This is a genomic window from Streptomyces sp. NPDC043867 (assembly GCF_056435845.1).
This window is the reverse complement of sequence record NZ_JBWKDS010000017.1, coordinates 100,785-127,403: the sequence shown is the minus strand read 5'-3', so window position 1 is coordinate 127,403 and position 26,619 is coordinate 100,785. Positions and strand designations below refer to the sequence as shown.

General features: G+C 72.3%; 19 protein-coding genes. 4 read left to right on the top strand and 15 right to left on the bottom strand.

What is annotated here, in order from left to right:
- Window positions 1-42: 42 nt before the first annotated feature.
- Window positions 43-1,464, top strand: coding sequence for a lipase maturation factor family protein (locus tag AC069T_RS18945; RefSeq protein ID WP_478783825.1), 1,422 nt, complete (start codon window positions 43-45; stop codon window positions 1,462-1,464).
- On the opposite strand, the gene AC069T_RS18940 is transcribed toward AC069T_RS18945, so the two are convergent.
- The 4 genes from AC069T_RS18940 to AC069T_RS18925 form a co-directional block, all read right to left on the bottom strand.
- The gene (locus AC069T_RS18940) at window positions 1,452-2,291 is read right to left on the bottom strand and encodes an amidohydrolase family protein (protein WP_478783824.1); all 840 of its coding nucleotides are present in this window, start codon (window positions 2,289-2,291) and stop codon (window positions 1,452-1,454) included. The genes AC069T_RS18945 and AC069T_RS18940 overlap by 13 nt on opposite strands.
- Before the next feature lie 115 nt (window positions 2,292-2,406).
- Window positions 2,407-3,399 carry an aldo/keto reductase gene (locus AC069T_RS18935; RefSeq protein ID WP_478783823.1) on the bottom strand — a complete coding sequence of 331 codons (993 nt, stop codon included), beginning with the start codon at window positions 3,397-3,399 and terminating at the stop codon, window positions 2,407-2,409.
- On the bottom strand, window positions 3,396-4,151 hold the full coding sequence (locus tag AC069T_RS18930; RefSeq protein WP_478783860.1) for an SDR family NAD(P)-dependent oxidoreductase: 756 nt from the start codon (window positions 4,149-4,151) through the stop codon (window positions 3,396-3,398). Before AC069T_RS18930 ends, AC069T_RS18935 begins: the two co-directional genes overlap by 4 nt.
- 14 nt (window positions 4,152-4,165) lie before the next feature.
- Window positions 4,166-5,521, bottom strand: coding sequence for an L-fuconate dehydratase (locus tag AC069T_RS18925; RefSeq protein WP_478783822.1), 1,356 nt, complete (start codon window positions 5,519-5,521; stop codon window positions 4,166-4,168).
- A gap of 177 nt (window positions 5,522-5,698) precedes the next feature.
- Between AC069T_RS18925 and AC069T_RS18920 the strand changes: the two genes are divergently transcribed.
- Window positions 5,699-6,421: a FadR/GntR family transcriptional regulator gene (locus AC069T_RS18920; protein WP_478783821.1), complete on the top strand. Its 723-nt coding sequence runs from the start codon at window positions 5,699-5,701 to the stop codon at window positions 6,419-6,421.
- A gap of 409 nt (window positions 6,422-6,830) precedes the next feature.
- On the opposite strand, the gene AC069T_RS18915 is transcribed toward AC069T_RS18920, so the two are convergent.
- The 6 genes from AC069T_RS18915 to AC069T_RS18890 form a co-directional block, all read right to left on the bottom strand.
- Window positions 6,831-9,848 (bottom strand): alpha-mannosidase, encoded by a 3,018-nt coding sequence (locus tag AC069T_RS18915; RefSeq protein ID WP_478783820.1) that lies wholly within the window; start codon window positions 9,846-9,848, stop codon window positions 6,831-6,833.
- A gap of 27 nt (window positions 9,849-9,875) precedes the next feature.
- On the bottom strand, window positions 9,876-11,882 hold the full coding sequence (locus AC069T_RS18910; RefSeq protein ID WP_478783819.1) for an endo-beta-N-acetylglucosaminidase: 2,007 nt from the start codon (window positions 11,880-11,882) through the stop codon (window positions 9,876-9,878).
- Window positions 11,883-11,948: 66 nt separating this feature from the next.
- A complete protein-coding gene (locus tag AC069T_RS18905; protein ID WP_478783818.1) occupies window positions 11,949-13,181 on the bottom strand; it encodes a glycoside hydrolase 5 family protein in 1,233 nt (410 codons plus the stop codon).
- An 85-nt stretch (window positions 13,182-13,266) separates the two neighbouring features.
- Window positions 13,267-14,178, bottom strand: a complete 912-nt coding sequence (locus tag AC069T_RS18900; protein ID WP_478783817.1) for a carbohydrate ABC transporter permease — start codon at window positions 14,176-14,178, stop codon at window positions 13,267-13,269.
- Window positions 14,175-15,122 carry a carbohydrate ABC transporter permease gene (locus AC069T_RS18895; protein WP_478783816.1) on the bottom strand — a complete coding sequence of 316 codons (948 nt, stop codon included), beginning with the start codon at window positions 15,120-15,122 and terminating at the stop codon, window positions 14,175-14,177. The genes AC069T_RS18900 and AC069T_RS18895 overlap by 4 nt, the downstream gene beginning before the upstream one ends.
- A 6-nt stretch (window positions 15,123-15,128) precedes the next feature.
- Window positions 15,129-16,421, bottom strand: a complete 1,293-nt coding sequence (locus AC069T_RS18890; protein ID WP_478783815.1) for an ABC transporter substrate-binding protein — start codon at window positions 16,419-16,421, stop codon at window positions 15,129-15,131.
- Window positions 16,422-16,665: 244 nt separating this feature from the next.
- Between AC069T_RS18890 and AC069T_RS18885 the strand changes: the two genes are divergently transcribed.
- On the top strand, window positions 16,666-17,709 hold the full coding sequence (locus tag AC069T_RS18885; RefSeq protein ID WP_478783814.1) for a LacI family DNA-binding transcriptional regulator: 1,044 nt from the start codon (window positions 16,666-16,668) through the stop codon (window positions 17,707-17,709).
- Between the two features lie 373 nt (window positions 17,710-18,082).
- Window positions 18,083-19,486, top strand: a complete 1,404-nt coding sequence (locus AC069T_RS18880; protein ID WP_478783813.1) for an amidase — start codon at window positions 18,083-18,085, stop codon at window positions 19,484-19,486.
- On the opposite strand, the gene AC069T_RS18875 is transcribed toward AC069T_RS18880, so the two are convergent.
- From AC069T_RS18875 to AC069T_RS18855, 5 genes are all read right to left on the bottom strand, one after another.
- On the bottom strand, window positions 19,467-19,949 hold the full coding sequence (locus tag AC069T_RS18875) for a GNAT family N-acetyltransferase (RefSeq protein WP_358850718.1): 483 nt from the start codon (window positions 19,947-19,949) through the stop codon (window positions 19,467-19,469). The genes AC069T_RS18880 and AC069T_RS18875 overlap by 20 nt on opposite strands.
- A 66-nt stretch (window positions 19,950-20,015) precedes the next feature.
- The gene (locus AC069T_RS18870; RefSeq protein ID WP_358850719.1) at window positions 20,016-20,189 is read right to left on the bottom strand and encodes a hypothetical protein; all 174 of its coding nucleotides are present in this window, start codon (window positions 20,187-20,189) and stop codon (window positions 20,016-20,018) included.
- A gap of 512 nt (window positions 20,190-20,701) precedes the next feature.
- Window positions 20,702-22,186 carry an SDR family NAD(P)-dependent oxidoreductase gene (locus tag AC069T_RS18865; RefSeq protein WP_478783812.1) on the bottom strand — a complete coding sequence of 495 codons (1,485 nt, stop codon included), beginning with the start codon at window positions 22,184-22,186 and terminating at the stop codon, window positions 20,702-20,704.
- 189 nt (window positions 22,187-22,375) lie between these two features.
- On the bottom strand, window positions 22,376-23,728 hold the full coding sequence (locus AC069T_RS18860; RefSeq protein WP_478783811.1) for a wax ester/triacylglycerol synthase family O-acyltransferase: 1,353 nt from the start codon (window positions 23,726-23,728) through the stop codon (window positions 22,376-22,378).
- 156 nt (window positions 23,729-23,884) lie between these two features.
- A complete protein-coding gene (locus AC069T_RS18855; RefSeq protein WP_478783810.1) occupies window positions 23,885-26,224 on the bottom strand; it encodes a GH92 family glycosyl hydrolase in 2,340 nt (779 codons plus the stop codon).
- Between the last annotated feature and the right edge of the window lie 395 nt (window positions 26,225-26,619).

Below are 26,619 nucleotides of genomic sequence, written 5' to 3'. Positions count from 1 at the left end.
CGTTCGGTGAGCGGCGGACCGGGCAGGAGTGAGGAGACGGGCGTGGAGTGGTTCACGGCACCGGAGTACTGGGTGAGCCGGGTGGTCTTCCAGCGGGGGCTGGCGGGTGTGTACCTGGTCGCGTTCCTGACGGCGGCGCTGCAGTTCCGGGCGCTGCTCGGGGAGCGCGGCATGCTGCCCGTGCCCCGCTTCGTGGCCCGGGTGCCGTTCCGCAGGGCACCGAGCGTGTTCCAGCTGCACTACTCCGACCGGTTCTTCGCGGCCTGGTCCTGGGCGGGCTGCGCGGTGTCGGCGGCGCTGCTTGCGGGCCTCGACGCGCGGCTCCCCCTGTGGGGCGCGATGCTGCTGTGGCTCGTCCCGTGGGCGCTGTACCTGTCGATCGTGAACGTCGGTCAGACCTGGTACGGCTTCGGCTGGGAGTCCCTGCTCCTGGAGACCGGGTTCCTCGCGGTGTTCCTCGGCAACGACGAGGTGGCGCCACCGGTCGTCGTCCTCTTCCTGCTGCGCTGGGTGCTGTTCCGGGTCGAGTTCGGGGCGGGGCTGATCAAACTGCGTGGTGACGTGTGCTGGCGCAGGCTGACGTGCCTGGACCACCACCACGAGACGCAGCCGATGCCGGGGCCGCTGAGCTGGTTCTTCCACCACCTGCCGAAGCCGGTGCACCGTATCGAGGCGGCCGCCAACCACGTCACCCAACTCGTGGTGCCGGTGCTGCTGTTCGCGCCGCAGCCGGTCGCGACGGTGGCCGCGGCGCTGATGATCGTCACCCAGCTGTGGCTGGTCCTGTCGGGCAACTTCTCCTGGCTGAACTGGGTCACGATCGTGCTGGCGCTGTCCGCGCTGGAACTCCCGGCCACCGCGCCGAAGACGCCCGCGGCGCCGCTCTGGTACGAGGTCGTCGTCCTGGCCGTCGCCGCGCTGCTGCTGGGCCTGAGCTACCGTCCGGCACGCAACCTGCTGTCCCGGCGTCAGGTCATGAACCGCTCGTTCGACCCGCTGCACCTGGTCAACACGTACGGCGCCTTCGGCAGTGTCAGCCGCATCCGGTACGAGGTGGTGGTCGAGGGCACCTCGGAGGAGGTGGCTCGCGAGGACTCGGACTGGCGGGAGTACGAGTTCCGGGGCAAGCCCGGTGATCCGCGGCGCTGGCCGCGCCAGTTCGCGCCGTACCATCTGCGGCTCGACTGGATGATGTGGTTCGCGGCCCTCTCCCCGGCGTACGCGGAGCCGTGGTTCGGGGCCCTGGTCGAGCGGCTGCTGGAGAACGACCGTGACACGCTGCGGCTCCTGCGCCGGTCACCGTTCCCCGTGGACGCCCCGCCGCGCTTCGTGCGGGCCCGGCTCTTCCACTACCGCTGCACGACCTGGCGCGAGCTGCGGGCGACGGGGGCGTGCTGGGAGCGGACGTATGTGCGGGATTTCCTGCCGCCGACGCGGCTGGCCTCGGGGTCTCAGAGGCGGTAGACGCTGGCCGCGGTGTTCGTGAAGACGTCGGCGCGTTCACCCGCGCTCAGTTGCCCGGTCAGCTCCTGTGCGCACTGCACGACTTGGGGGTAGCTCGCCGCCAGGGTGCACACCGGCCAGTCCGAGCCGAACATCAGGCGGCCGGGGCCGAAGGCGTCCAGAACCGTGTCGGCGTAGGGGCGCAGGTCGTCGGCCGTCCACCGCGCGAGGTCGGCCTCGGTGACCAGACCGGACAGTTTGCAGACCGTGTTGGGGAGGGCGGCGAGTGCCCGGACGCCGGACGCCCACGGCTCCAGCTCACCCGAGGCGACGGGCGGCTTGCCCGCGTGGTCCAGTACGAAGGTGAGTCCGGGCAGGGCGGCGGCCGCCCCGACGCAGGACGGGAGCTGGTCGGGCAGGACCACCAGGTCGTACACGAGCCCCGCCTCCGCGACGGCGGACAGTCCCCGGCGCACGTCCGGCCGCAGCAGCCAGGCCGGGTCGGGCTCCGACTGGACCTGGTGGCGGACGCCCTTGAGGTGCCGGCCGCCGGGCAGTTCCGCCAGGCGCGCCAGTTCCCCGGCGACGTCGGGCCGCGTGAGGTCGGTCCACCCGACCACTCCGGCGACCAGGTCGCTCTCCAGGGCGAGCGCCAGGAACTCGGGGGTCTCCTCGGGCACGGTGACCGTCTGGACGAGCACTGTGCGCTCGACGCCCGCCGCCCGGGCCTGTGGCGCGAGGTCCGCGACCGTGAAGTTCCGCCGCAGCGGCCGCAGTTGCCTCCCGGTGATCCAGTCCTGGTCGCGGACGGCGAGGTCCCACACGTGGTGGTGTGCGTCGACGGTCACGGCAGCTTCCCCGCCACGGGCGGGCCCGCACCGGCACCCTCGCCGGAGTCGTCGCGGTGAGCGGCCTCGTGAGCGGCGACGCGGTCCGCGCGGACCCCGGTGTGCGGGACGGCTCTCACGACGGCTGCTCTCCCGGTACGGGTACGGGGGCTTCCTCGGGCAGCAGGCGGGCGTCGCGCAGTTCCTGCCAGAAGCCGGCCGGCACCGGTGTCGTGAACTGCGCGGCGCAGTCCCGCACTTCGGCGGCCGAGCGGGCGCCGACCAGGACGCTCGCCACCGCCGGGTGCGCGGCGGGGAAGGCCAGGGCGGCGGCGCGCAGCGTGGTGCCGTGCCGTTCGGCGAGCGTCTTCAGGTGCAGGGCCCGGTCCAGCAACTCGGGTGGCGCGGCGGCGTAGTCGTACGTCGCGCCCGGCTTCGGGTCGGCCAGCAGGCCGGAGTTGAAGGCACCGCCGACGACGACGGAGGCGCCGCGGTCCTGGGCGGCGGGCAGCAGATCGGTCAGTGCCCGGTGGTCCAGCAGGGTGTAGCGGCCCGCGCACAGGACGACGTCGACGTCCGTCTCGCGCAGGAAGCGGGTGAGCATCGCGGTCTGGTTCATGCCGGCGCCGATCGCACCCACCACACCCTCCGCGCGCAGCTTCTCCAGGGCGGGGTAGCCCTCGCGGAACGCCTGCTCGGCATGGTCGTCGGGGTCGTGGAGGTAGACGACGTCCACGTGGTCGACGCCGAGGCGGGTCAAGCTCGCCTCCAGGCCGCGTCGTACACCGTCCGCGCTGAAGTCCCAGACGCGGCGGTGGGTCGCGGGCACGGCGAAGCCGTTGGCGAGGTCGTCACCGCCCGCGTCGTGGGGCTCCAGGCGGCGGCCGACCTTGGTGGAGAGGGTGTAGTCGGCGCGGGGCCTGTCGTGCAGGGCGGCCCCGAGGCGGCGTTCGGAGAGACCGAGGCCGTAGTGGGGCGCGGTGTCGAAGTAGCGGATGCCCGCGGCCCAGGCCGCGTCCACGGCCTCACGCGCCTGCTCCTCACCGACCGCGGTGTACAGGTTGCCGATGCCCGCGGCGCCGAAGGCGAGGTCACCGACCTCCACGCGGCTGCTCCCGAGCGTGCTCACCGGGCCGCCGGGCGCAGGCGCAGTCCCTGCATGCCGCCGTCCACGGCGAGGGCGGTGCCGGTGGTGGCGCCGGACAGCGGGCTCGCCAGGTACGCGACGGCCCCGGCGACCTCGGGCGCCGAGACGAGGCGTCCGGTGGGCTGACGCGCTTCGAGCGCGGCCCGTTCGGCGCCGGGGTCGGGGGCCGCGTCGAGCAGGCGCCCCACCCAGGGAGTGTCGACGGTCCCGGGGTTGACGCAGTTGACGCGGATGCCCTCGCGGACGTGGTCGGCGGCCATCGCGAGGGTGAGGGAGAGGACCGCGCCCTTGGAGGCGGAGTAGAGGGCGCGCTGGGGCAGGCCGGCGGTGGCGGCGACGGAGCAGGTGTTCACGACGGCCGCGTGCGCGGACACCCGCAGGGCGGGCAGCGCGGCACGGGTCGTGCGCACGATGCCGAGAACGTTGACGTCCAGGACCCGGTGCCACTGCTCGTCGTCGTTGTCCTCGACGGTGCCCTGGGCGCCGATGCCCGCGTTGTTGACCAGGACGTCCAGGCCGCCGAGGTCCGCGACCGCAGCGGCCACGGCGTCCCGGACGGACGCGTCGTCGGCGACGTCGGCCCGGTACGCGAGCAGGGGTTCGTCCACACCGCTCGGATCGAGGTCGAGCACGGCGACCCGGGCGCCGCGGGCGGCGAGGAGGTCGGCGGTGGCGCGGCCGATACCGGAGGCGCCGCCCGTCACGAGCGCCCTGAGGCCGGCGAAGTCGCGGATTTCCTGAGTGTCCGTCATGCCGTCTCGTCCTTCGGGTCGGTGAGTGACTGCTGCGCGAGGTCGGCTGTCCAGAAGGTACCGCCGGGGAAGGTGAACTCCGCGACGGACTCGGGCCGCATGGTCGCCGAGAAGCCGGGCGCGGTGGGCGCGGTGTAGTGGCCGTCGCGGATCACCACGGGGTCCATGAAGTGGTCGTGGAGATGGTCGACGTACTCGATGACCCGGTCGTCGGTGGTGCCGGCGAGTGCCACGAAGTCGAACATCGAGAGGTGCTGGACGAGTTCGCACAGCCCGACACCGCCGGCGTGCGGGCAGACGGGCACGCCGAACTTGGCGGCGAGCAGCAGGATCGCGAGGTTCTCGTTGACGCCGCCGACCCGCGCCGCGTCGAGCTGGAGGATGTCGACGGCGCCCGCCTGGAGCAGCTGCTTGAAGACGATGCGGTTCTGCACGTGCTCGCCGGTGGCGACCTTCACCGGTGCGACGGCCCGGCGGACGGCCGCGTGTCCGAGGATGTCGTCGGGGCTGGTCGGCTCCTCGATCCAGTAGGGCGCGAACTCGGCGAGAGCGCCGACCCAGCTGATCGCCTCGTCGACGTCCCAGCGCTGGTTGGCGTCGATGGCGACGCGGATGCCGGGTCCGACCACGGAGCGGGCGACGCGGCAGCGGCGCAGGTCGTCCGCCAGGTCCGCGCCGACCTTCAGCTTGATCTGGGTGAAGCCGTCGGCGACCGCCTGAGCGGCGAGGCGGGTGAGCTTCTCGTCGCTGTAGCCGAGCCAGCCGGGCGAGGTCGTGTAGGCGGGGAAACCCTTCTCGCGCAGTGCCGCGGCGCGTTCGGCGGCCCCCTGCCGGCCGCGGCGCAGCAGCTCCAGCGCCTCGTGGGGGGTGAGGGCGTCCGTGAGGTAGCGGAAGTCGACCTGCCGCACCAGCCACTCCGGTTCGGCGTCCGCGAGCAGCTGCCACAGCGGCTTTCCCGCACGTTTGGCGGCCAGGTCCCACACGGCGTTGACGACGGCGCCGATCGCCATGTGCATCACGCCCTTCTCGGGCCCGAGCCAGCGCAGCTGGCTGTCGCCGATCAGATCCCGGCTCAGGGAGCCGGGGTCGGCGCACAGCTCGTCGACGGACCGTCCGGTCACGTGCGCCCGCAGCGCTTCGATCGCGGCGACCTGGACCTCGTTGCCCCGCCCGATGGTGAAGGTGAAGCCGTGGCCCTCGATGCCGTCGGCCGCGTCGGTGCGCAGCACGACATACGCCGCCGAGTAGTCGGGGTCCGGGTTCATCGCGTCGGACCCGTCGAGCTCGCGCGAGGTGGGGAAGCGGATGTCGTAGGTGTCGACCGCGGTGACGCGGGCGGCGGTGGGGGGCACGGGAGGCCTTTCGGTCCGGGGCTCGGGGGCGGGCGCGAACGTTGACCGGACGAATATTTATCAGACCACTTGAGGCCCACACCACCCTCCGGAGCCAAGTCGTCCCGGTTTCCGGCCGCAGTGGTCCGACCACCTGGCTGGTTAGACTGCGCGCACCCGGCAACAGGAGGAAGCGGCGTGGACGAGAGCGAGCCCCAGGAGACGGAGGCCGCCCCGCCGAAGGGCACGGTGACGCAGCGCGCCATCGAGCGGATCAAGGAGATGATCGGCGAGGGCCGGCTGGAACCCGGGCAGCGGCTGCCGACCGAGCGCGATCTCGCGGCCCGGCTCGGCATGTCCCGCAGCTCGATGCGCGAGGCCATCCGTGCGCTCACGGTCCTGGGGGTCCTGGAGGCCCGGCACGGATCGGGTATCTACGTCACGCAGTTGCAGGCCGGGGACCTCCTGGAGACCTTCGGGATCGTGGCCGACCTCTCCCGGGGACCGCGACTCGTCGAGCTGCTCGAGGTGCGCCGGATCCTCGAATCGACGGCGACCGCACTGGCTGCCGCGCGGATCACCCCCGACCAGCTCGCCGAGGTCGGGAAACACCTGCTGGCCATGAACGCGACGGATGACCCCGAGGAGATCCTCGCGCACGACCTGGCCTTCCACCGCGCCGTCGTGGCGGCGGCAGGCAACGAGACGATGGCCGCGATCCTGGAGGGACTCTCCTCCCGGACCTTCCGCGCCCGGGTGTGGCGCGGCTACCAGGAGCAGGGCGCCTTCGAACGCACCCGCCGCGAGCACGCGGCGATCCACCGCGCCCTGCTCGCCCACGACCCGGAAGCGGCCCGAGCGGCAGCGGCGGCCCATGTGGGCGAGGTGGAGCATTGGCTGCGGACGCAGCTGGAACCGTAGACGGAGCCGCATCGAGCCCCGGCCGGGCAAGGACTCAGCGCCGGCCGGGAAAAATTCAACCCCTCCGGCGTTTGAGGAGCGGGGCCCGGGGCGGAGCCCCGAGTCGGGACCGCTCCCCCAGCCCCTCCGGCGTTTGAGGAGCGGGGCCCAGGGCGGAGCCCCGAGTCGGGACCGCTCCCCCAGCCCCTCCGGCGTTTGAGGAGCGGGGCCCAGGGCGGAGCCCCGAGTCGGGACGGGAAGGGGCGGAGGGGGCGAGAAAACCCCCGCTCCAGCCGCCCTCGGCCAATCCCCCCGAGGCCCGCCCCGGAACCCCCTGGAAACCGCCCCCGGGGACCAGGCACGGAACCACCAAGGCAACCCCCCGGGGACCCGGCAGGGAAGCGGGCCGGGGAAACCCCGGCCGGCCTCGTCACCCCCGCCCGAACCGAAGCGTCACCAACTCGAACGGCCGCAACGGCACCCGAAGCCGCGCCCCGTCCCGCTCAGGCACCCCCGCCCCGGCAAGCGGCCGCTCCAGCAGATCCGTCACGACGACCTCCTCGAAGGAGAACCCCGGCGTGAGCGTCGCCCGCGACCGCCCGCCCCGCGACTCGTGGAACCGCACGATGACGTCCCCGCTCCCGTCGTCGGCCAGTTTGACCGCCGTCACCACGACCGCGTCCTGCTCGACGGTCACCAGCGGCGCGACCTCCTGGGACCCGGTCACCCGGCGCTCGGGCAGGTTGATCCGCCACCCCTCGCGCACCGCGTCACCGACCGCCGCGCCCGGCACCAGCGCGTGCCGGAACCGGTGCACACCCTGGTCGGTCTCGGGGTCGGGAAAGCGCGGGGCGCGCAGCAGCGAGACCCGCACCGTGGTGGTCGTACCGGAGTCGCTGTCGCGCACGGTACGGGTCACGTCGTGGCCGTACGTCGAGTCGTTCACGACCGCCACGCCCCACCCGGGCTCCTCGACGTGCACGAACCGGTGGTTGCACGCCTCGAACTTGGCGGCCTCCCAGCTGGTGTTGGTGTGCGTCGGCCGGTGGACGTGCCCGAACTGGGTTTCGGACGCGTACCGTTCGGCGTGCACGTCGAGCGGGAAGGCCAGCTTCAGGAACTTCTCGGTCTCGTGCCAGTCGACCTCGGTGTCGATGCCGAGGCGCTGCTCGCCGGGTGCCAGCGACAGCACCTGGGTGACCCGCGACGCCCCGAAGGAGCGGACGACCCGCACCGAGACACCGTCCTCCCCCGGCGCGACCTCGTCGGCGTCGACCAGGTCGGTGACCGTGTTCCGGTAGAACTCGTCGACGTCCCAGGCGTCCCACATGTTCGGGAAGTCGGGGTGGATCTGCAGCAGGTTGGCCGCCTGTCCGGGGGCGACCGTCTCCCGGTCGGCGGACAGGTCGTACGCGGAGACGACCAGCCCCCGCGCGTCGATCCCGACCCGCAGCATCCCGTTGTCCAGGACGTAGCCGCCGCCCGGGCGGGGTTCGAGGGCGGTCTCGCCCAGGACGGCCGGGGTCCGGGCGCCGCCCGCCGGGACCCCGTCGCGGCTGTGCGGCGCCGAGTTGAAGACCAGCGGCGCCGAACCCTCGCCGGCCAGCGCGCGCTGCGCCGAGTCGATGACGGCGTTCAGCTCCTCGGCGACCCGCTCGTACGTCCTGCGTGCCTCCCGGTGCACCCAGGCGATGGACGAGCCGGGCAGGATGTCGTGGAACTGGTGGAGCAGGACCGTCTTCCAGATCCGGTCCAACTCCTCGTACGGGTAGGCAAATCCGGTGCGTACGGCCGCGGTTGCCGCCCAGAGTTCGGCCTCGCGCAGGAGGTGCTCGCTGCGGCGGTTGCCCTGCTTGGTCCTAGCCTGGCTGGTGAGCGTGGCGCGATGCAGTTCCAGGTACAGCTCGCCCACCCACACGGGCGCGTTCGGGTACTCGGCCTCCGCCTTCTTGAAGAACTCCTCGGGAGCCTCCCAGACGACGGTTGCGGAGCCCTCCAGGTCGCGCAGCCGGGCCGCTTTGGCGACCATCTCGCGTGTCGTGCCGCCGCCGCCGTCACCCCAGCCGGTGGGCGCCAGGGAGTGCCGGGCGACCCCCTTGTCCTTGAAGTTGCTCGCGGCGTGCGCGATCTCGCTGCCCTTCATGGAGCAGTTGTAGGTGTCGACGGGCGGGAAGTGGGTGAAGATCCGGGTGCCGTCGATGCCCTCCCACTGGAAGGTGTGATGGGGGAACCTGTTGGTCTGCGACCACGAGATCTTCTGGGTGAGCAGCCACTTGGAGCCCGCCGCCTTGATGATCTGCGGGAGGCCCGCGGCGAAGCCGAAGGTGTCGGGCAGCCAGGCCTCCTCGTTCTCGATGCCGAACTCGTCCAGGAAGAACCGCTTTCCGTGCACGAACTGACGGGCCATCGCCTCCGAGCCGGGCATGTTCGTGTCGGACTCGACCCACATGCCGCCGGCGGGCACGAACCGCCCTTCCGTGACGGCCTTCTTCACGCGCGCCCACACCTCGGGCCGGTGCTCCTTGACCCATGCCCACTGCTGGGCCTGGGACATGGTGAAGACGAAGTCGGGCTCGTCCTCCAGCAGAGCGGTCATGTTGGAGGTCGTCCGGGCCACCTTGCGGACGGTCTCGCGCAGTGGCCACAGCCACGCCGAGTCGATGTGCGCGTGCCCGACGGCGCTGATGCGGTGCGCGGAGGGCACGGCGGGCGCGGCGAGTACTCCTTCGAGCCGGGAGCGTGCGGCGGCGGCCGTGCCGTTCACGTCCTGGAGGTCGACCGCGTCCAGGGCGCGCTCCACCGCGCGCAGCAGATCCCAGCGCCGCGCGGACTCCACGGGCAGCTCGGCCATCAGCTCGCCGAGCACTTCCAGGTCGATGACCAGCTGCCACACGGTCTCGTCGAAGACGGCCAGATCCATGCGGGTGAGGGTGTACTGCGGTTCGCTGCCCGCCGTCTCCTTGTCGCCGAGCCGGGTCGGCACGAAGGGGTGGTAGTCGAGGATGACCGGGTTGGAGGCGGCCTCGATGTGCAGCCGGACCTCCTCGCCGCCCTCGGCGGGCGCGCCGATCCGCACCCACTGGTTGCGGGGGTTGAGTCCCTTCACGGGGGTGCCGTCGGGCCGGTAGACGAGGCCCTCGCACTGGAAGCCGGGCATGTTCTCGTCGAAGCCGAGGTCGAGGATCGCCTCGACGGTCCGTCCCGCCCACTCCTTCGGGACGGTTCCGGTGACCTGGAACCAGCTGGTGCCCCACGGAGCACCCCAGCGCGCGCCGACCTCGACCGGTTTCGCGTCGGCCGCCAGTCCTTCGGCGACCGGCACGGGCTCGCCGGGCGCGTTCCACACCGCCACGTCCAGCGGTACGGACTCGGGATACACGGCGGGGCGGATGCGCTCGTCGAGGACGCGCTTGAGGCGGGCTTCGACCAGGGTGCGGTCGTCATGCATGGGGTGCTCCGTGGGTGTGGGTGCGGGCTACCAGGGATGGGTGGTCGTGGCGGCGGTGGAGATGGTGAACAGCTCCCCCACCGCGCGCACTTCGAACCGTGCGGCGCTCTCCTGCTGCTCGGGGGTGAGCCCCTTGACGAAGAACGCGCTCTGGCAGGTGCCGCCGAGGAAGCGGCGCGTGCCGTCGGGGAGGGTGCGGTACAGCTCGTAGTGGCGGACGGCGCCGGGGGCGGCCTGCCAGGCGAGGCGCAGGTCGCCGCCGTCGGCGTCGGTGATCCGCAGGCCGGCGGGCGCGGCGGGGGTCGCCCGCGCGTTCCGGACGGCGAGTCCGCCCAGCCGGTGGCGGACCGGGGTGCCGCCGCTCGGGGTGAGCCGGACGCCCAGCGCGCGGATGGTTCCGGTCAGGCCGGTCAGACGCACGGTGGAGGTCCGCCAGCCGCCGCTGCCCGCCTCGACGGGGAAGTAGGTGTACGGGGGTGCCCCGCCCGCCGTGCCGGGTTCGGCGGTGGCGACGGCGAGCTCGGTCCTGACCGCGCCCGCGTCGGTGCGGTGGGTCAGTTCGACGACGGTGTCCGTGCCGAGCGGCAGCCGGGTGGCGTACAGGTCCAGGGTGACCGGCGCGTCGAGCGGGCCGGCGACGAGCAGGCTGCTGCCGCCGCGCCAGGCGTCCGCGAAGTCGAAGGTGACGTCGGGGCGACGGCCGGTGGTGCGTACGACCCAGCGGCGGGAGGGCAGCCGGTCCTGGAGCCCGAGATGGTTCCATGCCCGGTCCGAGGTGACCTTGCCGCCGTCGTACCACTTCTGGCCGTGGCCGGTGTTGAAGGTGGTCGCGAAGGGGAGCGCGGTCACGGTCGAACGGTCGGCGACGGAGACGGCCGGGGCCCGCCAGCCGGCGGTCGGGCCGGGCGTGGAGGGGTCGCGTGAGGCGCCGGTCCAGAACGCGTCGTCGGCCGCGTGGAAGTCTCCCGGGGTGCGGTCCGCGGGCAGGTGGTTGCGGGTCCACTCGGGTCGGTAGAGGCCCACGGAGACGACGTGGGCCTTGTCGGCCGGCACGATGGCGTCCCAGTCGACGGACGTGTTGGTGCCGTTCGCCTCGACGTCGACGCCCGCCCACAACTCGTACCGGCTGCGGCCGAGTTGCTGTGCTGCCGTGCCCGAGGAGGCGAGCGTGCTCCGCGACCAGCGGAAGTCGACGAACATGGAGTCGGCCGTCTGGAAGAAGGCCTTGTTCCGGCTGTTCAGCGCGCCCTGCCAGCTGACCGAGCCGTCGGCGGTCATCGAGTCGTACCAGGTGACCCGCTGCCCCTTCGCCGCTCCGAGTGCCTTGAGCTCCTTGAGGAAGCCGAGCATGTCGGCGGCGAGGGCGGCGTCGCCGCCGCCGGTCTCGGCGTTGACGAACCAGCCGTCGAAGCCGTACGCGGCGGCGACCGCGACGAGTTGCGCGGCGAGCGGAAAGTTCCCGGATGTGTCCTTCTGGACGAGGTCGCGGGTCCACCGCAGCTGTCCGCCGTAGGCGGCGGGGGGCAGGAAGACGTTGCCCAGGACGGGTACGTTGTGGCGGTGGGCGGCGTCGACGACCGGCGCGTTGGGGGCGAGAATCAGGCCCTCGCCGGACGAGCCGCCCCAGAAGACGAGTTCGTCGATGTACGCCCAGTGGGTCAGGGCGTAGTAGTCGGCGGTCGGTGCGCCCTGGGAGGGGTTGCCCGCCGTCGGGCCGAAGGAGACGAGGGACTGGATCCGGGCCTGGCCCGCGCGCGCCGTCCGGTTCGCCGGTTTCGGTGTGAAGCGCGTGGCGAGCGGCACGGACGCCGCGTTGAACGCGAGGTCCGTGTCGTCCGCGGCGCGCCAGGTCTTCAGGCTGCGCCAGGTGATGCCGGCGCCCGGGGTGCCGGAGGGCAGCGAGTCGGGGTACCAGTAGGAGGCGTACGGCTGGAGGTCCCGGGTGGCCGCGCCGGCCGTGGCGGACAGGCCGGGGGCGAGTCCCGCGGCGGCGCCGGCTCCGGCGAGCAGGACGGTGCGTCTGCTGAGGTTCACGGTGTGCTCCGTAACGTTGGGGGACGGACTACGGTGCTTGCCCAGGTGTGCTCGTGGTGCGGCAGGTCACGTGGTGACCTGGTCGGGGGTGACGGTCTCGGTGATGCCGCGGGCGGTGAGGTGTTCCCTGTCGCCGGCGCGGCTCGCCAGCACGGTGGTGGGGCGGGCGCCGTCGCCGGCCAGCCGGGCGAAGGCCTCGAAGACCGGTCCGCCGGGCGCGCAGACCGAGCGGCCCGGCGTGGTGTCGACGACCAGCGCGGTGGTGCGTGGCGCGGGGCGGTGGGTCCGCCGCTCCGCGGCGATCCGCGCGATGGTCTCCCCGGCGGGCTTCGTCCGCCGGTCGTTCGTCAACAGGCCGAGCGAGTACTCGAGTTCGGGGAAGTCGACGAGGCCGCGGCTCACGTCGTGCGAGCACCACCAGGTGACGCCCCACAGGTCGGGGCAGTCCAGCACGTTCGTGACGGTCGCCTCGGTGAAGGCGGCCGCGTGCTCGGCGGGGATGACGGGCGCGGGCGCGCCGACCTCCTGGAGCCAGACGGGCCGGTGCGGGTCGTCCGCCCAGGCCTTGGACAGCTCGACGAGGTACGCGGCGTGGTGCTCCGTGGCCGGGCCGGCCCGGCCGTGGCGCTGGGCGGTGCCGTTGAAGACCCAGGAGTGCACGGCGGTGACCGCGCCGAGCCGTGCCGCGTGCGCGGGGGTGAAGGGCTGGTCGTCCTGGTACCAGGTGGCGTCGTAGGAGGCGTGCAGGTGCAGCTTGCCGGGGGCGCCCTTCTCGCAGGCGGCGAGCAGGGTCAGCAGCCAGGCCTCCGCCTCCGCGGGCGTGATGCGGTCCGGGTCGGGGTGCGGGCCCGCCGCGAACTGGCTGATCTCGTTGCCGACGGTCATGCCGATGAAGTTGGGCCGGTCGGCGAGTGCGGCGGCGAGGGTGCGCACGAACTCCGCCTCCCCCTCGGTCACTTCGGGGTCGGTGAAGATGTTCCGCCGGTGCCAGGTCTGGGTCCACGCCGGCAGGAAGTCGAAGCTGGACAGATGTCCTTGCAGGCCGTCCACGTTGACGTCGAGTCCCCGGTCGGCGGCGGCGTCGGCGAGGGCGACGAGCTGTTCGACGGCGCGCGGGCGGATGAGGGTGCGGTTGGGCTGGAAGTAGGGCCACAGGGGGAAGACCCGGATGTGGTCGAGACCGAGCCGCGCGATGGAGTCGAGGTCGGCGCGGACGGCGTCCAGGTCGAAGTCGAGCCAGTGATGGAACCACCCTTCGCTGGGGGTGTAGTTGACGCCGAAGCGCACGGCAGAGGACATACGGGATCCTTGCGAATCGGGTGGTGGCGGGAGTTCGGTCCGGCGCGCCGCGAGGAGAAGGGGGCGTGGCCCCCTCTCCGCGGGTTCAGCCCTTCACGGCGCCCTCGCCCACGCCGCGGAAGAAGTACCGCTGGAGGCAGGCGAACAGGGCGATCAGCGGTGCCACGGCGATGATCGTGCCGGCGGCGACCAGCCGTTCGTCGTTGGCGAAGGTGCCGTGCAGATAGTTGAGGCCGATGGTCAGGGTGAACTTCGACGGATCACTGAGCACGATGAGCGGCCACAGGAAGTCGTCCCAGGCACCCATGAACGCGAAGATCGCGACCACGGCGAGGGTGCCCTTCACCGACGGCAGCGCGATGCGCAGGAACCGCTGCCAGGCGTTCGCCCCGTCGACGTAGGCCGCCTCCTCGATCTCGTACGGGAGGTTGCGGAAGGCGTTGCGCATCAGCAGCACGTTCATCGCGCCGATGCAGCCCGGCAGGACGACCCCGATGAGGGTGTTGTTCAGGCCGAGCTCACGCATGGTCGTGAACTGGGCGATGATGATGCCCTCGACGGGGACGAGCATCGCCAGGACGAAGACGAGCGTGGCGATGCCGCGTCCGCGGTAGCGCAGCCGGGCCAGGGCGTAGCCCGCGAGCGCCGAGCCGACGCAGTTCGTGACGACGTTCGCTCCGGCGACCTTGAGCGAGTTGAGGGCGTAGTCCCAGACCGGGATGGTGTCGGCGACGCGCCGGTAGTTGTGCAGGGTGGGGTCGTCCGGCAGGAAGCGCGGCGGCGAGCTGAAGATGTCCTCGGTGGGGCCCTTGAGCGAGGTGGACAGCTGCCAGACGAAGGGGCCGACGGTGAGCGCGAGGACGGCGAGCAACAGGAGGTATCGCAGGGCGAGTTCGCGGACGCCGATGCGCCGGCCGTGCTCGTCGGTGACGCGCCGCCGCGGGGTGTTTTCCCCGGGTGCCTGGCGGGCCCCGGGCGTCTTCTCAAGGGTGGTCACGCGTCCTCCTTCCGGTCGGCGCGCAGCACGAGCAGCATGAGCGCGACGGTGACGACGAAGACGACGACGGAGAGGGCGGACGCGTAGCCGACCCGGCCGGTGAGGCCGGTGCCGGTGCGCTGGACGAGCATGACGAGGGTGGTGTCCTCGCCCGCCGGGCCGCCGTCCGGTCCCGCCATCAGGTACACCTCGGAGAAGACCTTGAAGGCGGCGACGGAGGAGAGCGCGCCGACCAGCACCATGGTGGAGCGGACGGCGGGCACGGTCACCGTGAGGAAGCGGCGCACCGTACCCGCGCCGTCCACCGCGGCGGCCTCGTGCAGTTCGCGCGGCACGTCGGCGAGCGCGGCCAGATAAATGATCATGTAGTAGCCGAGACCCTTCCAGACCGTGACGGCCATGGCGCTCAGCAGCAGCAGCCACTGGTCGCTGAGGAAGCCGACCCGGCCGGCGCCGATCGCCTCCAGCAGCGAGTTCACCAGGCCGCGTTCGTCCAGGAGCCACACCCAGATCAGTCCGACCACGACGACGGATGCGACGACGGGGGTGTAGAACGCCGACCGGAAGAAGGTGATGCCGGGGATGTTCTTCCGGACCAGCAGGGCGAGCAGCAGCGGCAGCAGGACGAGTGCGGGGACGACCCCGACGACGTACAGGGCACTGTTGCGCAGGCCGATCCAGAACATCTCGTCGTGCAGCAGCTCCCGGAAGTTGTCCAGGCCCACGAACCGGCCGGGGATCAGGGTCCGCCGGTCGGTGAAGGCGTTGACCAGCGTGGAGACGAACGGGTAGAGGATGAACGCGCCCGTGATCAGCAGGCCTGGCGCGGCGAACAGCCAGGGGCTGAACGGGAGATGGCGTCGCACGCGGCGCGGGCGCCCCTTTGGACCGGGAGGCGTCTCGCGCCGCGGACCGCTCACCCGGGAGAGTGTGGAACTCGCCATGCCGGTTCAGCCCTGCTGCTGGAGGAGCCGGTCGCAGGCCTTGACAGCGTTGTCAAGTGCCGCTTCGGGGCTCTGCTTGCCCTGCAGTGCCTTGGCGACCTCGTTGCGCAGCGCGGTCTTCATCTGCTCGCTGAACAGGACCGGCGTGTAGTTCACCGCGTTCTTCAGGGACTTGGCGGCGGCGACGCGCACCCGGGTCTCGTCGGTGCCGTCCTGCTTGGTGAAGTACGGGTCGTCCAGCGATCCGGCGGTGCTCGGGAAGATCGCGACCTTCCTGGCGAACGACATCTGGTTCTTCGCGTCGGTGACGTAGTGCGCGAAGGCGACCGCGGCGGGCTTCTGCCTGGTCCGGGAGTTGACCATCACGCCCATCACGTACATGTTCACCTTGCCGGTGCTGGTGATCTGGTCCGTGATGCCGATGTTCTTGTACAGGTTCGGCGCCTGCTTCTTGAAGTTGCCGAGGTCCAGCGCGCTGCCGGGGTTCATGGCGACGGCCCCGGTGAGGAACTTCTTGCCGGACGACTCGGGGGTCGCGGTCAGCGCCTGCGAGTCGAGCGCCTTGGCGTCGTACAACTCCTTGTACTTGGTGAGGAGTTCGATTCCCTTGGCGTCGTCGAAGGCGAATTTGGTGCCTTCCTCGTTCATCAGCCGGACACCGTAGCGGCCGAAGTCCTCGATGGTGGGAACGTTGGCGAGCGTGGCCACCTCGCCCTTGCTCTTCCTCGCCAGTCGCAGCGCGTCGGCGAAGAGTTCGTCGTACGTCTTCGGAGGCTTCGAGGAATCGAGCCCGGCCTGCTCGAAGAGGCTCTTGTTGTAGAACAGCGGGCCCGTGTTCAGGTACCAGGGGAACGCGTACGTGCCGGTCGTGCCCGGTATCCGGTGGCTGGCCCAGGCGCCGTCCAGGTACTCCTTCCGGTACTTCCCGGCGGCCTTGTCGAGGTCGAGGGCGAGGCCCGCCCGGGCGAGCGGGGCGACGAGGTCGGGCGAGACGTTGACGACGTCCGGCAGGGTGCCGCCGGCCGCGTCCGCGCTGATCTTGTCGGCGTAGCCCTCGGCGGGCTGGTCGACCCACTTCACGTGCGTGCCGGGGTACTTCTTCTCGAAGTCGGCGATCACACCCTCGAAGTACGGCTTGAAGTTCGCTCGCAGGTTCCAGGTCTGGAAGGTGATGTCGCCCTCGATCCTGCCGGAGGCGTCCGTCGAGCCGCTGCCGTCGTCCCCGGAGCCGCAGGCGCTCAGCGGCAGGACGACGGTGACGGCGGCGGCGACAGCGAGGGCTCTGCGGGAGATACGCACGGATGGGGCTCCTTCGCAGGGGATGAACGGGTGCCGTCGCAGACCTTGCACGCAGGCCCGCCGGGAAGTCAATGCATTCGTGCACACGAAATTGGCCTGCCGGACGAATTACCAGGTCAGACCCGCTTCAAGAATCCGTGCCCGCCTACGACTAATGCGCTTTAGTCAGCCCTGACTCAAGCGCTTTAGTCTGTAGTCGGCTGCGGTACGCTGACGGCCGCAAGCCACGGGAAAGGGGCCAGGTGTGTCAGCCAAGCGATCCCCCGCGCGCCGGCCGACGATGAAGGACATCGCGCAGCGTGCCGGGGTCTCCGAGAGCGCGGTCTCCTTCGCGCTGAACGACCGGCCCGGAGTCTCCGAGGTGACGCGGGACCGGGTGCGCCGGGTCGCCGAACAGCTGGGCTGGCGGCCCAGCACGGCGGCGCGGCAGCTGTCCGGCGAGGGCACGGCCACCGTCGGCCTCGTCGTGGCGCGCCCGGCGGACACCCTGGGCGTGGACTCGTTCTTCCTGCAGCTGATCTCGGGCATCCAGGAAGTGCTGGCCGAGCGCCATCTCGGCCTGCTCTTCCAGGTGGTCGAGGACGTGGCCGCCGAGTGCGCGGTGTACCGGCGGTGGTGGGCCGAGCACCGCGTGGACGGTGTGCTGGTCGTCGATCCGCGCACCGACGACCCTCGGCCGGACCTCCTCGACGAACTGGGCCTGCCCGCCGTGGTCATCGGCGGGGTGCCCGACGCGGGGCACCCGGGGCTGTCCGTCGTGTGGGCGGACGACGCCGGCGCGATGGCCGCGGTCGTCGGCGAGCTGCACGCCCTCGGGCACCGCCGGATCGTGCACATCGCGGGCCTGCCCGGCCTCGCGCACACCGAGCGCCGGATCCGTACGCTGCGCGACGAGGCCGGCCGGCGCGGTCTGGCCGAGGTGCGCTCGGTGACCACGGACTACTCGGACGCGCAGGGCGCGGCGGTGACCCGCCGCGTCCTGGAGCAGGGCGCACCGCCGACCGCGCTGGTCTACGACAACGACGTGATGGCGGTCGCCGGGGTGGCCGCCGCGGCCGAGCTCGGCTTCTCGGTTCCCGGGGACGTGTCGGTGGTGGCCTGGGAGGACTCCGCACTGTGCCGCATGGTCAAGCCGTGGCTCTCCGCGCTCTCCCGCGACACCGTGGAGTTCGGGCGCACCGCCGCGCAGGAGCTGACGGCGCTGCTGGACGGCGGCCCGGCGCGCACGGTGCAGGTCCCGGTGCCGCGGCTGATCGAACGGGACAGCACGGGGCCCTGCGGGACGTGACCGCCGACCGCTGAACAGTCGGGCACGGGCCGGAGGTTCCGGGGTGCCGGAGGTCCCGGGGTGCCGGAGGTCCCAGGTCCCAGGGCGCCGGGGTCCCAGGGCGCCGGGGTTCCGGCGTTCCGGCGTTCCGGCGTTCCGGGGCTCCGGGGCTCCGGGGCTCCGGGGCTCCGGGGCTCCGCACGCGAGGGTTCGCGATGACCGGGACGGCCGGTCGAAGGGGCTCGACGCGCGGCCCCCTTTCCGGGCACAGTGCTCCCTACTACTCGCGAGTAAGCCCGCGTTGCCCGACGAGGAACCCGCCGCGCCCCGCTGTGCGGCGCACCCACCGTGCGGCGCACCCACCGTGCGGCGCACCCACCGACAAGGAGCGCCCGTGACCAGCTGGGCCGGCCGGACCGCCGCCGACATAGCCGCCGCCGTGCGCGAGAAGAGGGTCACACCGCGCGAGGTGGTGGCCGAGCACCTCGCGCGGATCGAGCGCCTCGACGCCCGAATCGGCGCCTTCCGCAAGGTGCGGGCGGACGCGGCGCTCGCCGAGGCCGACGAGGTCGCCGCCCGCCCGGACCTGGCGGAACTCCCCCTTGCGGGAGTCCCGTTGGCGGTCAAGGACAACCTGCCCGTACGGGGCGAGGCCACCCGCAACGGCACCGCGGCGACGGCGGACACTCCCGCCGTCCACGACCACGTCACGGTGGCGCGGCTGCATGCCGCGGGCGCCGTCGTGGTGGGCGTGACGAACGTGCCGGAGCTCTGCGTCTTCGGGACCACGGACGGGGTGCACGGCATCGCGCGCAACCCCTGGGACACCTCCCGCACGGCGGGCGGTTCGTCGGGCGGCAGCGCGGCCGCGGTCGCCGCCGGGCTGGTGCCGCTCGCCCTCGGCAACGACGGGATGGGCTCGCTGCGGATCCCGGCCGCCCACTGCGGGCTCGTCGGGCTGAAGCCGGGGTACGGCGTGGTCCCGGCCGGTATCGGCCACGGGGACTGGTTCGGCATGTCGGAGAACGGGCCGCTCGCGACCACCGTCGAGGACGCCCGTCTGATGTTCTCGGTCCTCGCCGGTACCGCCGCTGCCCCCGGGACGGACAACCACGCGGCACACCCGTCCGGGGGCGCGGGGCACAGCATCGCCCTCTCCCTGCGCAGCCCGCTCGTCGGGGTGCGCGTCACCCGGCCGTACACGACCGCCGCCCGCGAGGCCGCGGGGCTGCTGGCGGGTGCCGGTCACCGGGTACGGCCCGCGGATCCCCCGTACCCGTGGTGGCTCGGCAGCACCTCGCTGGCCCACTGGACCGCGGGCACCGCGGTGGACGCCGAGGATCTCGACCCGCGGCGGCTCGCCCGGCGCACCCGTGTCCACGCGGCCGTGGGACGCCGGTTCGCGCGGAGCGTCCGCGGCGGTGACCGGCGTGCGGAGCTGCGCCGGCGGCTGGAGCCGTTCTTCGCGGAGCACGACGTGCTGCTGACCCCGGCGCTCGCCCGGCGCGGACCGGCCGCGGCGGCCTGGCACGAGCGGGGCTGGCTGCGCAACCTGCTGGTCAACACCGCCTGCTCGCCGATGACGCCGCCCTGGAATCTGACCGGCTGGCCCGCGATGTCCGTCCCGTTCGGCACGTCGGCGTCGGGCGCCCCGTGCGCCGTGCAGCTCGTGGGAAGGCCCGGTTCGGAACCCGTACTCCTGGACGTGGCGGGGCAGTTGGAGACGCTGCGGCCGTGGCGGCGCACCGCACCGCTCGACCAGCGAGCGGGGGCCGCCGTCAGAGGGCCCGGTACATGACGTGCAGGCCCACCCGGCCGTGCCGGGCGTGCTCGTAGGCGTCCGGGACGGTGCCCAGGATCGTGAAACCGAGCGAAGTCCACAGCTTGACGGCGGGGTTGGTCTCCACCACGGCGTTGAACACCATGCCGCGGTACCCGTCGGCCTTCGCCGCGGCGAGGAGGTGTTCGGCCAGCGCGCGGCCGATGCCGCGGCCGGACCGGTCGGGGTCGACCATGAAGCCCGCGTTGGCGATGCGGGCGGCCGGGCCGCCGTAGTTGGGGGTGACGTAGGCGGAGCCGACGACGGTTCCGGTGTCGTCCTGCGCCACGTACACCCGCTTGCCCGGACCCATCCACAGAGCGCGGGCGGCCTCCTCGGAGGTGTCCGGGTCCCAGGCGTAGGTCTCGGCGGCGGCGACGATGCGGTGCCAGAAAGGCCAGATCCGCGGCCAGTCCTCGGCCGCGGCTTCCCTGATCAGCATGGGCGTCAGTCTGGCACGCCCATGCTGATCTCTGTGGCGACGGGTCCTCTGCGGATGTTCCGGAGGTCAGTCCACGCTGGGCAGGATATGGGGCTCGGCGAGGTCGTCCTCGTAGCCCGCGAGGCGGATCGGTGCGGACCTGGCCCACACGTCGAGGCTGCCGAGCTTCTTCTCGGACAGGCCTGCACGCTCCAGGCGTTCCTTGGAACGTTGATCGGGGTTCGTCTTCTCCGGTGTCACCGCGCACTCCTTATGTGTCGGGTCACCCTCGGGATGTACTGGCCCACTCTGCTGCCGTGCGCCTGACGCCCGCTCGGGTCTGGGTCGAAGCAGTTCGGACGCGGTGGCGCCGGTAAGTCGAGGGAGAGCAGGCCGTGATGTACGGCTTGTCCCGGGACGGACCGTGGGTGTGGGTGGGACCCAGTGTGGCTGTCCGTCCGCTACAGAGTAACCAAATGAGCGGGCGCCCGCTCGATGGGGCTGAAAACAACAGGTAACCGTATCGAGTCGTCCGGCGTCCATCCCCCCACGATACGGGGGCATTTGGAAGTTTGCGCCCCAAGCGTCCACCACCCGTTCGGCTCAGCGGGGGAAAGAAAATGCGGAACGCGGCACATCCCGGGACGGGCCCCGACGGACGGGATGAACCGGGGGGATCGCGATGCGGCCCTGAACGCGCCTGCGCTGGCGGTCCGTTGTCTGACGACCCGTCAGGGCGCGGTACGTGGCGAGACGCCGTCAGCCCTGGGGGGTCACCACTTGCCGGGCGCGTAGTCCTTCAGGAAGACGCCGTACAGGTCCTCGCCCTGCTCGCCGCGGACGATCGGGTCGTACACGCGGGCCGCGCCGTCGATGAGGTCGAGCGGGGCGTGGAAGCCCTCGTCGGCGAGCCGCATCTTGTCGGGGTGGGGGCGCTCGTCGGTGATCCAGCCGGTGTCGACGGCGGTCATCAGGATGCCGTCCTTCTGGAACATCTCCTGGGCGCTGGTGCGCGTCAGCATGTTCAGGGCGGCCTTGGCCATGTTGGTGTGCGGGTGGCCCGCGCCCTTGTAACCGCGGTTGAAGACGCCTTCCATCGCGGAGACGTTCACGATGTAGGTCCGCTTCGCCGGCGCCGCCGCCATCGCCGCCCGGAGCCGGCTGATGAGGATGAACGGCGCGGTGGAGTTGCAGAGCTGGACCTCGAGGAGCTCGACCGGCGTGACCTCCTCGACGGACTGGATCCAGCTGTTGGTGTCGTGCAGGTCGGGCACGAGTCCGCCCGCGTCGATGGCCGTGCCGGCCGCGATCCGCTCCAGGGAGGCCGAGCCGGAGACCAGCGCGAGGTCGGTGACCTCCTGCGCGGTGAGCGCGCCGCCGCCGGCGACCGGGAGCGCGGCCACGGCGCCGGAGCCGAAGGTGCCGATCACCTCGGCCGGGGGCAGCTCACCGGCGGGCAGCGGGCCCGACTCGGCGGCCAGCAGCTCGCTGTAGGCGCCCGCGGAACGGCGTACGGTCTGGGCCGCGTTGTTGATCAGGATGTCGAGGGGGCCCTCGGCGGCGACCGAGTCGGCGAGGGCGACCACCTGCGCGGGGTCGCGCAGGTCGATGCCGACGATCTTCAGGCGGCCGATCCACTCGTCACTGTCCGGCATGGCCTTGAAGCGGCGGATGGCGTCATTGGGGAAGCGCGTGGTGATGGTGGTGTGCGCGCCGTCGCGCAGCAGCCGCAGCGCGATGTACATACCGATCTTGGCGCGGCCGCCGGTGAGCAGCGCCCGCTTGCCGCTGAGGTCGGCGCGGGCCTCGCGCCGCGAGCGGTTCTCGGCGGCGCAGCCCTGGCAGAGCTGGTGGTAGAAGTAGTCGACCTCGACGTACCGCGTCTTGCAGATGTAGCAGGAGCGCGGGCGCTGCAGGATCCCCGCGATCTCGCCGGCGTCCGTCACCGACGACGGGAGGATGCCTTCGGTCTCGTCGTCGATGCGCTGGGCGGATCCGGTGGCCGTGGACTCGGTGACCGCCTTGTCGTGGGCGGTCTTGGCGGCCCGGCGCTCCTGGCGGCGGCGCTGCTTGACCGTGCGGTAGACGCCGGCGGTGGCGCGGCGTACCGCGATGGCGTCGGGGTGGTCGACGTCCAGCTTGTCGAGCTCCTCGAGCACGCCGAGGCAGACGGCGAGGCGTTCCGGGTCGATGCCGGGGCCCCACGACACCTCCGCGAGGTCCGTGGCACCCGTCTGGCCGTGCTCTGTCACCGTCATCGCCGCTGCGTTCCTCATGTCACTCGGTCCGCCGCGCGCCTCGAACGGCCACGGCAGCTCCCAAAAGGGGGCACCCTACACGTTGCTCCCTGCATCCCGCCAGCTCAGGAGCATACTGACGCGGCGGGTGTCAGCAAAATGGTCGCATGTCACCCGGCCGGCCCTCCTGGGCCGCCCCGGGAGCCGGGTTCAGCGCCGGTCGCCGTCGGCCGGGAGCGCGCTGACCGCCACCAGTCCGGCGATCTCGTCGCGCAGGGCGCGCGCCAGCACGTCGAGATCCGGCACGGCCTCCGCGTCGGCCACCAGCCCGTAGTGGACGCGTCCGCGGAACGTGGACACGGCGACGGCGAGGGAGTGGCCGTGGGCGAGCGGTGCGAGCGGGAAGACCGCGGTGAGCGGGGAGCCGCCGAGCGTCAGGCCGAGGCTGGGCAGCGGCACGCTGGTGACGAGGACGTCGAAGAGCAGCCGGGCCGCCTGGCCGACGAGAGGCCCGCTGAGCCGGTGCCCGAGGGGCGGCACATGGTCGGCGAGCAGTGCGACGGCGCCTGCGCCCCGGTGGGGTCCGGCGTCCTTGTTGCGGTCCATCTCGGTGCGCACCGTGCGCAGCCGGCCGAGCGGATCCGGATCGTCCACCGGCAGCCGTACCAGGTAGCCCGACAGCCGGTTGCCCTGCGGGTGCGCGGTGCGCGGGCGGCGCCGGGACACCGGGATCAGCGCCCGGGGCGCGACACCCTCGCTGCCGTCGCCCCGCTCGTCGAGCCAGCGCCGCAGCGCACCGGCGACGACGGCGATCAGCACGTCGTTGACGGTGCCGCCCACGCTCTTGCGGACGCGGTGCACCTCGTCGAGGTCGATGACGGCACCCGCGGTCCTGCGGGTGCCGGTGGCCTCGGAGGTGAGCGCGGACGAGGACCGTACGTCCCAGGTGGCGCGGGCGACGGACGCCCCGATGTCCAGGGCGCGGCCCAGGTCGCTGAGCGTGTCGCGCAGGCGCCCCGGCAGGTCGCGCGCGTCCGGGAGAGGGCTCCGCGGGGGTGCGGCGGGGCGCGGCCTCGGGGCGGGCAGGTCCGTCGGGTCCATGAGCGCCGCGGCGAGCGTCAGCGCGCGCAGTCCGTCGGCGAGGGCGTGGTGGAAGGTGAAGAGGACGGCGAACGACCTGCCGTCCTCGGCGGGCAGCACGTTGGCCTGCCACGGGGGCCGCCCGCGCTCCAGGGGGAGCTCCATGAGACGGCCCGCGACGGCGTGGAAATCGCGCGTCGGGGCGTGGAGGCGTACGTGCCGGATCGGGTCGAAGTCGGGTACGGGCTCCCGCGTCGCACCGCCGAAGGCCAGCGGGGAGGGCAGCGGCTGCCAGCAGTCACGGATCCGCATGCGCAGCCCCGGAACGGCCGCCGCGCGCACCGCGAGGAGTTCGGCCGCGTGCGCAGCCGCGCCGGGCGACCGGGCCGCGAAGACCCCGAGGGCACCGAGGTGCATGGGGTGCCGGGCGGACTCGATGTTCCAGAACGCCAGGTCGAGTGGTGCGAGCGGCTCTGAGGTCAAGGGCTTGCTCTCGCGTCGACGGTCGGGTGAACCAGCAAGTCAACCCCTGACCGTCGATTACGGTCAAGGGCGATCAAGCTACGCTCAGTCAACATCAGATTACGTCCCGCCCCTCAGGGAGAGGCGGGACGCAGGGGTGGCGGAGGAGCTACCGGGTCAGTTCAGGGCGGGCGGAGCGGCCTCCTCGGACGTACCCCACCCGGACGGCTCCGGGCCGACGGTGAAGGCGAGCGAGCGGATGCCGCGCAGCTGGTCCGTCGTCAGATACGTACGTCCGTACGCGTCGCCGTCCACCCGCGCCGACCGGATGTACCGGGAACCGTCCGAGGTGCCCGGCGCCGTCACGGTCAGGGCGCCGCGCGGATAGTAGCGCCGGTCCAGCGTGAGGTCGACGCGGTCGAAGACGGGCGTGGACAGACCCCAGCTGTCGTAGCCGGGCTGCACCGGGAAGATCCCGATGGACGACAGGACGTTCCAGGCGGACATCGTGCCCAGGTCGTCGTTGCCCGTCATGCCGGTCGGGGTGTCGGTGAACAGGGTCAGCGCCGCGTGGACCACGTCCGTGGTCTTCCAGGGCTCACCGGTCGACAGGTAGGTGTAGGGGGCGATCAGGTCCGGCTCGTTCTGCGGGTTGTACTTGTCCGCGGTGTAGTAGTCGTACGGCCCGTTGACCCACACCTCGCGGGCGGTCTTCGCCGGGTCCTTCAGCAGCTCGTCGTAGGCGAAGAACGAGTCGAGCCGTTCGTTGGCCGCCCGCTTGCCGCCGATCAGGGCGACCATGCCGGGCAGGTCCTGCGGCACGAGCCACTGGTACTGCCAGGACGTGCCCTCGTGGAAGCCCTCGCTGCGGGCGGGGTCCGCCGGTCCGGTGAAGGCCCCGGCGGCGTCCCGTGCGCGGAAGAAGCCGGTCGAGGAGTCGAAGATCCTGCGGTAGTTCTGCGCCCGGGCGGCGTAGCGCGCGGCGTCCGCCCCGTGCCCGAGGTCGCGTGCCATCTCGCCGAGCATGGCGTCCGACAGGGCGTACTCCAGAGTCGCGGACGCGCCGTGGTCGTAGTCGGAGTCGCCGGGCTTCGCGTGCGGCCGCCCCTTGACGTGGGGTGCGAAGCCGTGGGCCAGGTACTCCTTGTTCGCCTCGCGGCCGACGGCCGGCGAGTCGGCGGGCGGCACCCCGTCCGCGTTCTTCTTCAGCGCGCGGTAGGCCCGCTCCTCGTACCCCTTGAGCAGCCCCTGCTGATAGGCGTTGGTGAGGAAGGGGGTGACCGGGTCGCCGGTCATGATGTTCGTCTCGACCGTCCCGTAGCCCCATTTGGGCAGCCAGCCGCTCTCCTCGTCGATCCTGATGACGGAGATCGCCATGTCGCGGGCCTCGCGCGGCGCGAGCAGGGACAGCAGCTGCGACTGGGTGCGGTAGGTGTCCCACAGCGACCAGTTCTGGTAGTACGTGAAGCCCTTCGCGCGGTGGATCCGCTGGTCCCAGCCGGTGTAGCGGCCGTCGGCGTCGCTGCCGATGTTGGGCGCGAGGAAGGACCGGTACAGGGACGAGTAGAACGTGCGGCGCAGGGTGTCGCCGCCGCCCCGTGCGCGTACGTCGTCGAGCCGGTCCTCCCAGGAGCGGTGGGCCGCCCTCCTGACCGCGTCGAACGAACGGCCGCCCTCGGAGCGGAGGTTGACGGCGGCACCCCGGGCGTCCACGTACGACAGGGCGGTGGTCGCCTCGACCGTGCGGTCCTCGGTGGTGTCGAAGCGGACGAAGGCGCCGTTGCGGCCGGTGCCCGTCGACTCCTTCGAGCCCGTGGTGACGGTGTCGCCGTTCCAGGTGCCGGACGTCGTGAACGGCCGGTCGAAGCGGGTGACGGTGTGGACGGTGTAGGGCTTCGTGTCCTGGCAGAAGCCGCTGCCGGTGATCGCGGTGCGCACCGTGCGGTCGTCGAGGATCTCGACCTCGGTGGTGATCCCCCTGTGCAGCGACTGGCCCGCGTTCAGCAGGACGTTGGCCTTGCCGGTCGCGGGGAACGTGTACCGCTGCACGCCGGTGCGTTCCGTTGCGGTCAGCTCCGCCTCGATGCCGGTCTTCAGGCCCACCTTGTAGTAGCCGGGGCTCGCGGACTCGTCGTCGTGGCTGAACCCGGCCTGGTAGGCGGCGTAGTCGGTCTTCGTGACGTCCCCGGTGGTCGGCAGTACCGGCAGATCGCCGCCGAGGCCGCAGCCGACGCCCGACAGATGGACGAGTGAGAACCCGCGGATGTGGGTGTGGGAGTAGTCGTAGCCGGTGTTGTGGCCGGTGTCCGGCGAGAACTGCACCATGCCGAACGGCACCGCGGCACCCGGGTAGGTGTTGCCCTCGTTCTCCGTTCCGATGAACGGGTTGACCAGGTCGGTGAGCGGTCCGTCCGGCGCGTCGGCGGCCTGGGCGGCCGGTGCGGTGAAGGAGCTGCCGAGCAGCGCGGCGGCGACGACCGCCATGCCCGCTCCGCGGAGCCGTTGGGTCCATTTCATGGGCGGGAGGGCCTCCTCAGGCTTGGACAACGTTGTCAAAGCACGCAGCGCGCTCATTCTTCGTCGTGTACGTGTACTCGTCAAGGGTCACGGCCGGGCCCCGGCGTGGGCGCCCGGGTGGGGGCGCCGCGGGGTTGCCCGGGCGGAGTGGTGGCCGGGGCGGAACCGGCCGCCGACGAGAGCCCGTTGGACCGCGGTCGGCCGTCGAGCGGGCCGAGCGCGGGGATGTCAGGCCGGCCCGGTCCGCCCGGGTGGAGGGCGGACCGGGCCGGCGACCCGCCGGCGGGTCGGGGGGGGGGGGGGGGGGTGGAGGGGGGGGGGGGGGGGGGGGGGAGGACCACACCCCCCGACACGCACACCCAGGGTGCCTTGTCCCCCCCTCCACCACGCACCCC

Bases quoted from the DNA above. Each gene is read 5' to 3' on its own strand.
- AC069T_RS18915 (WP_478783820.1), bottom strand. From the start codon at position 9,848: ATGCATGACGACCGCACCCTGGTCGAAGCCCGCCTCAAGCGCGTCCTC.
- AC069T_RS18905 (WP_478783818.1), bottom strand. From the start codon at position 13,181: ATGTCCTCTGCCGTGCGCTTCGGCGTCAACTACACCCCCAGCGAAGGG.
- AC069T_RS18895 (WP_478783816.1), bottom strand. From the start codon at position 15,122: ATGGCGAGTTCCACACTCTCCCGGGTGAGCGGTCCGCGGCGCGAGACG.
- AC069T_RS18875 (WP_358850718.1), bottom strand. From the start codon at position 19,949: ATGCTGATCAGGGAAGCCGCGGCCGAGGACTGGCCGCGGATCTGGCCT.
- AC069T_RS18865 (WP_478783812.1), bottom strand. From the start codon at position 22,186: ATGACGGTGACAGAGCACGGCCAGACGGGTGCCACGGACCTCGCGGAG.
- AC069T_RS18855 (WP_478783810.1), bottom strand. From the start codon at position 26,224: ATGAAATGGACCCAACGGCTCCGCGGAGCGGGCATGGCGGTCGTCGCC.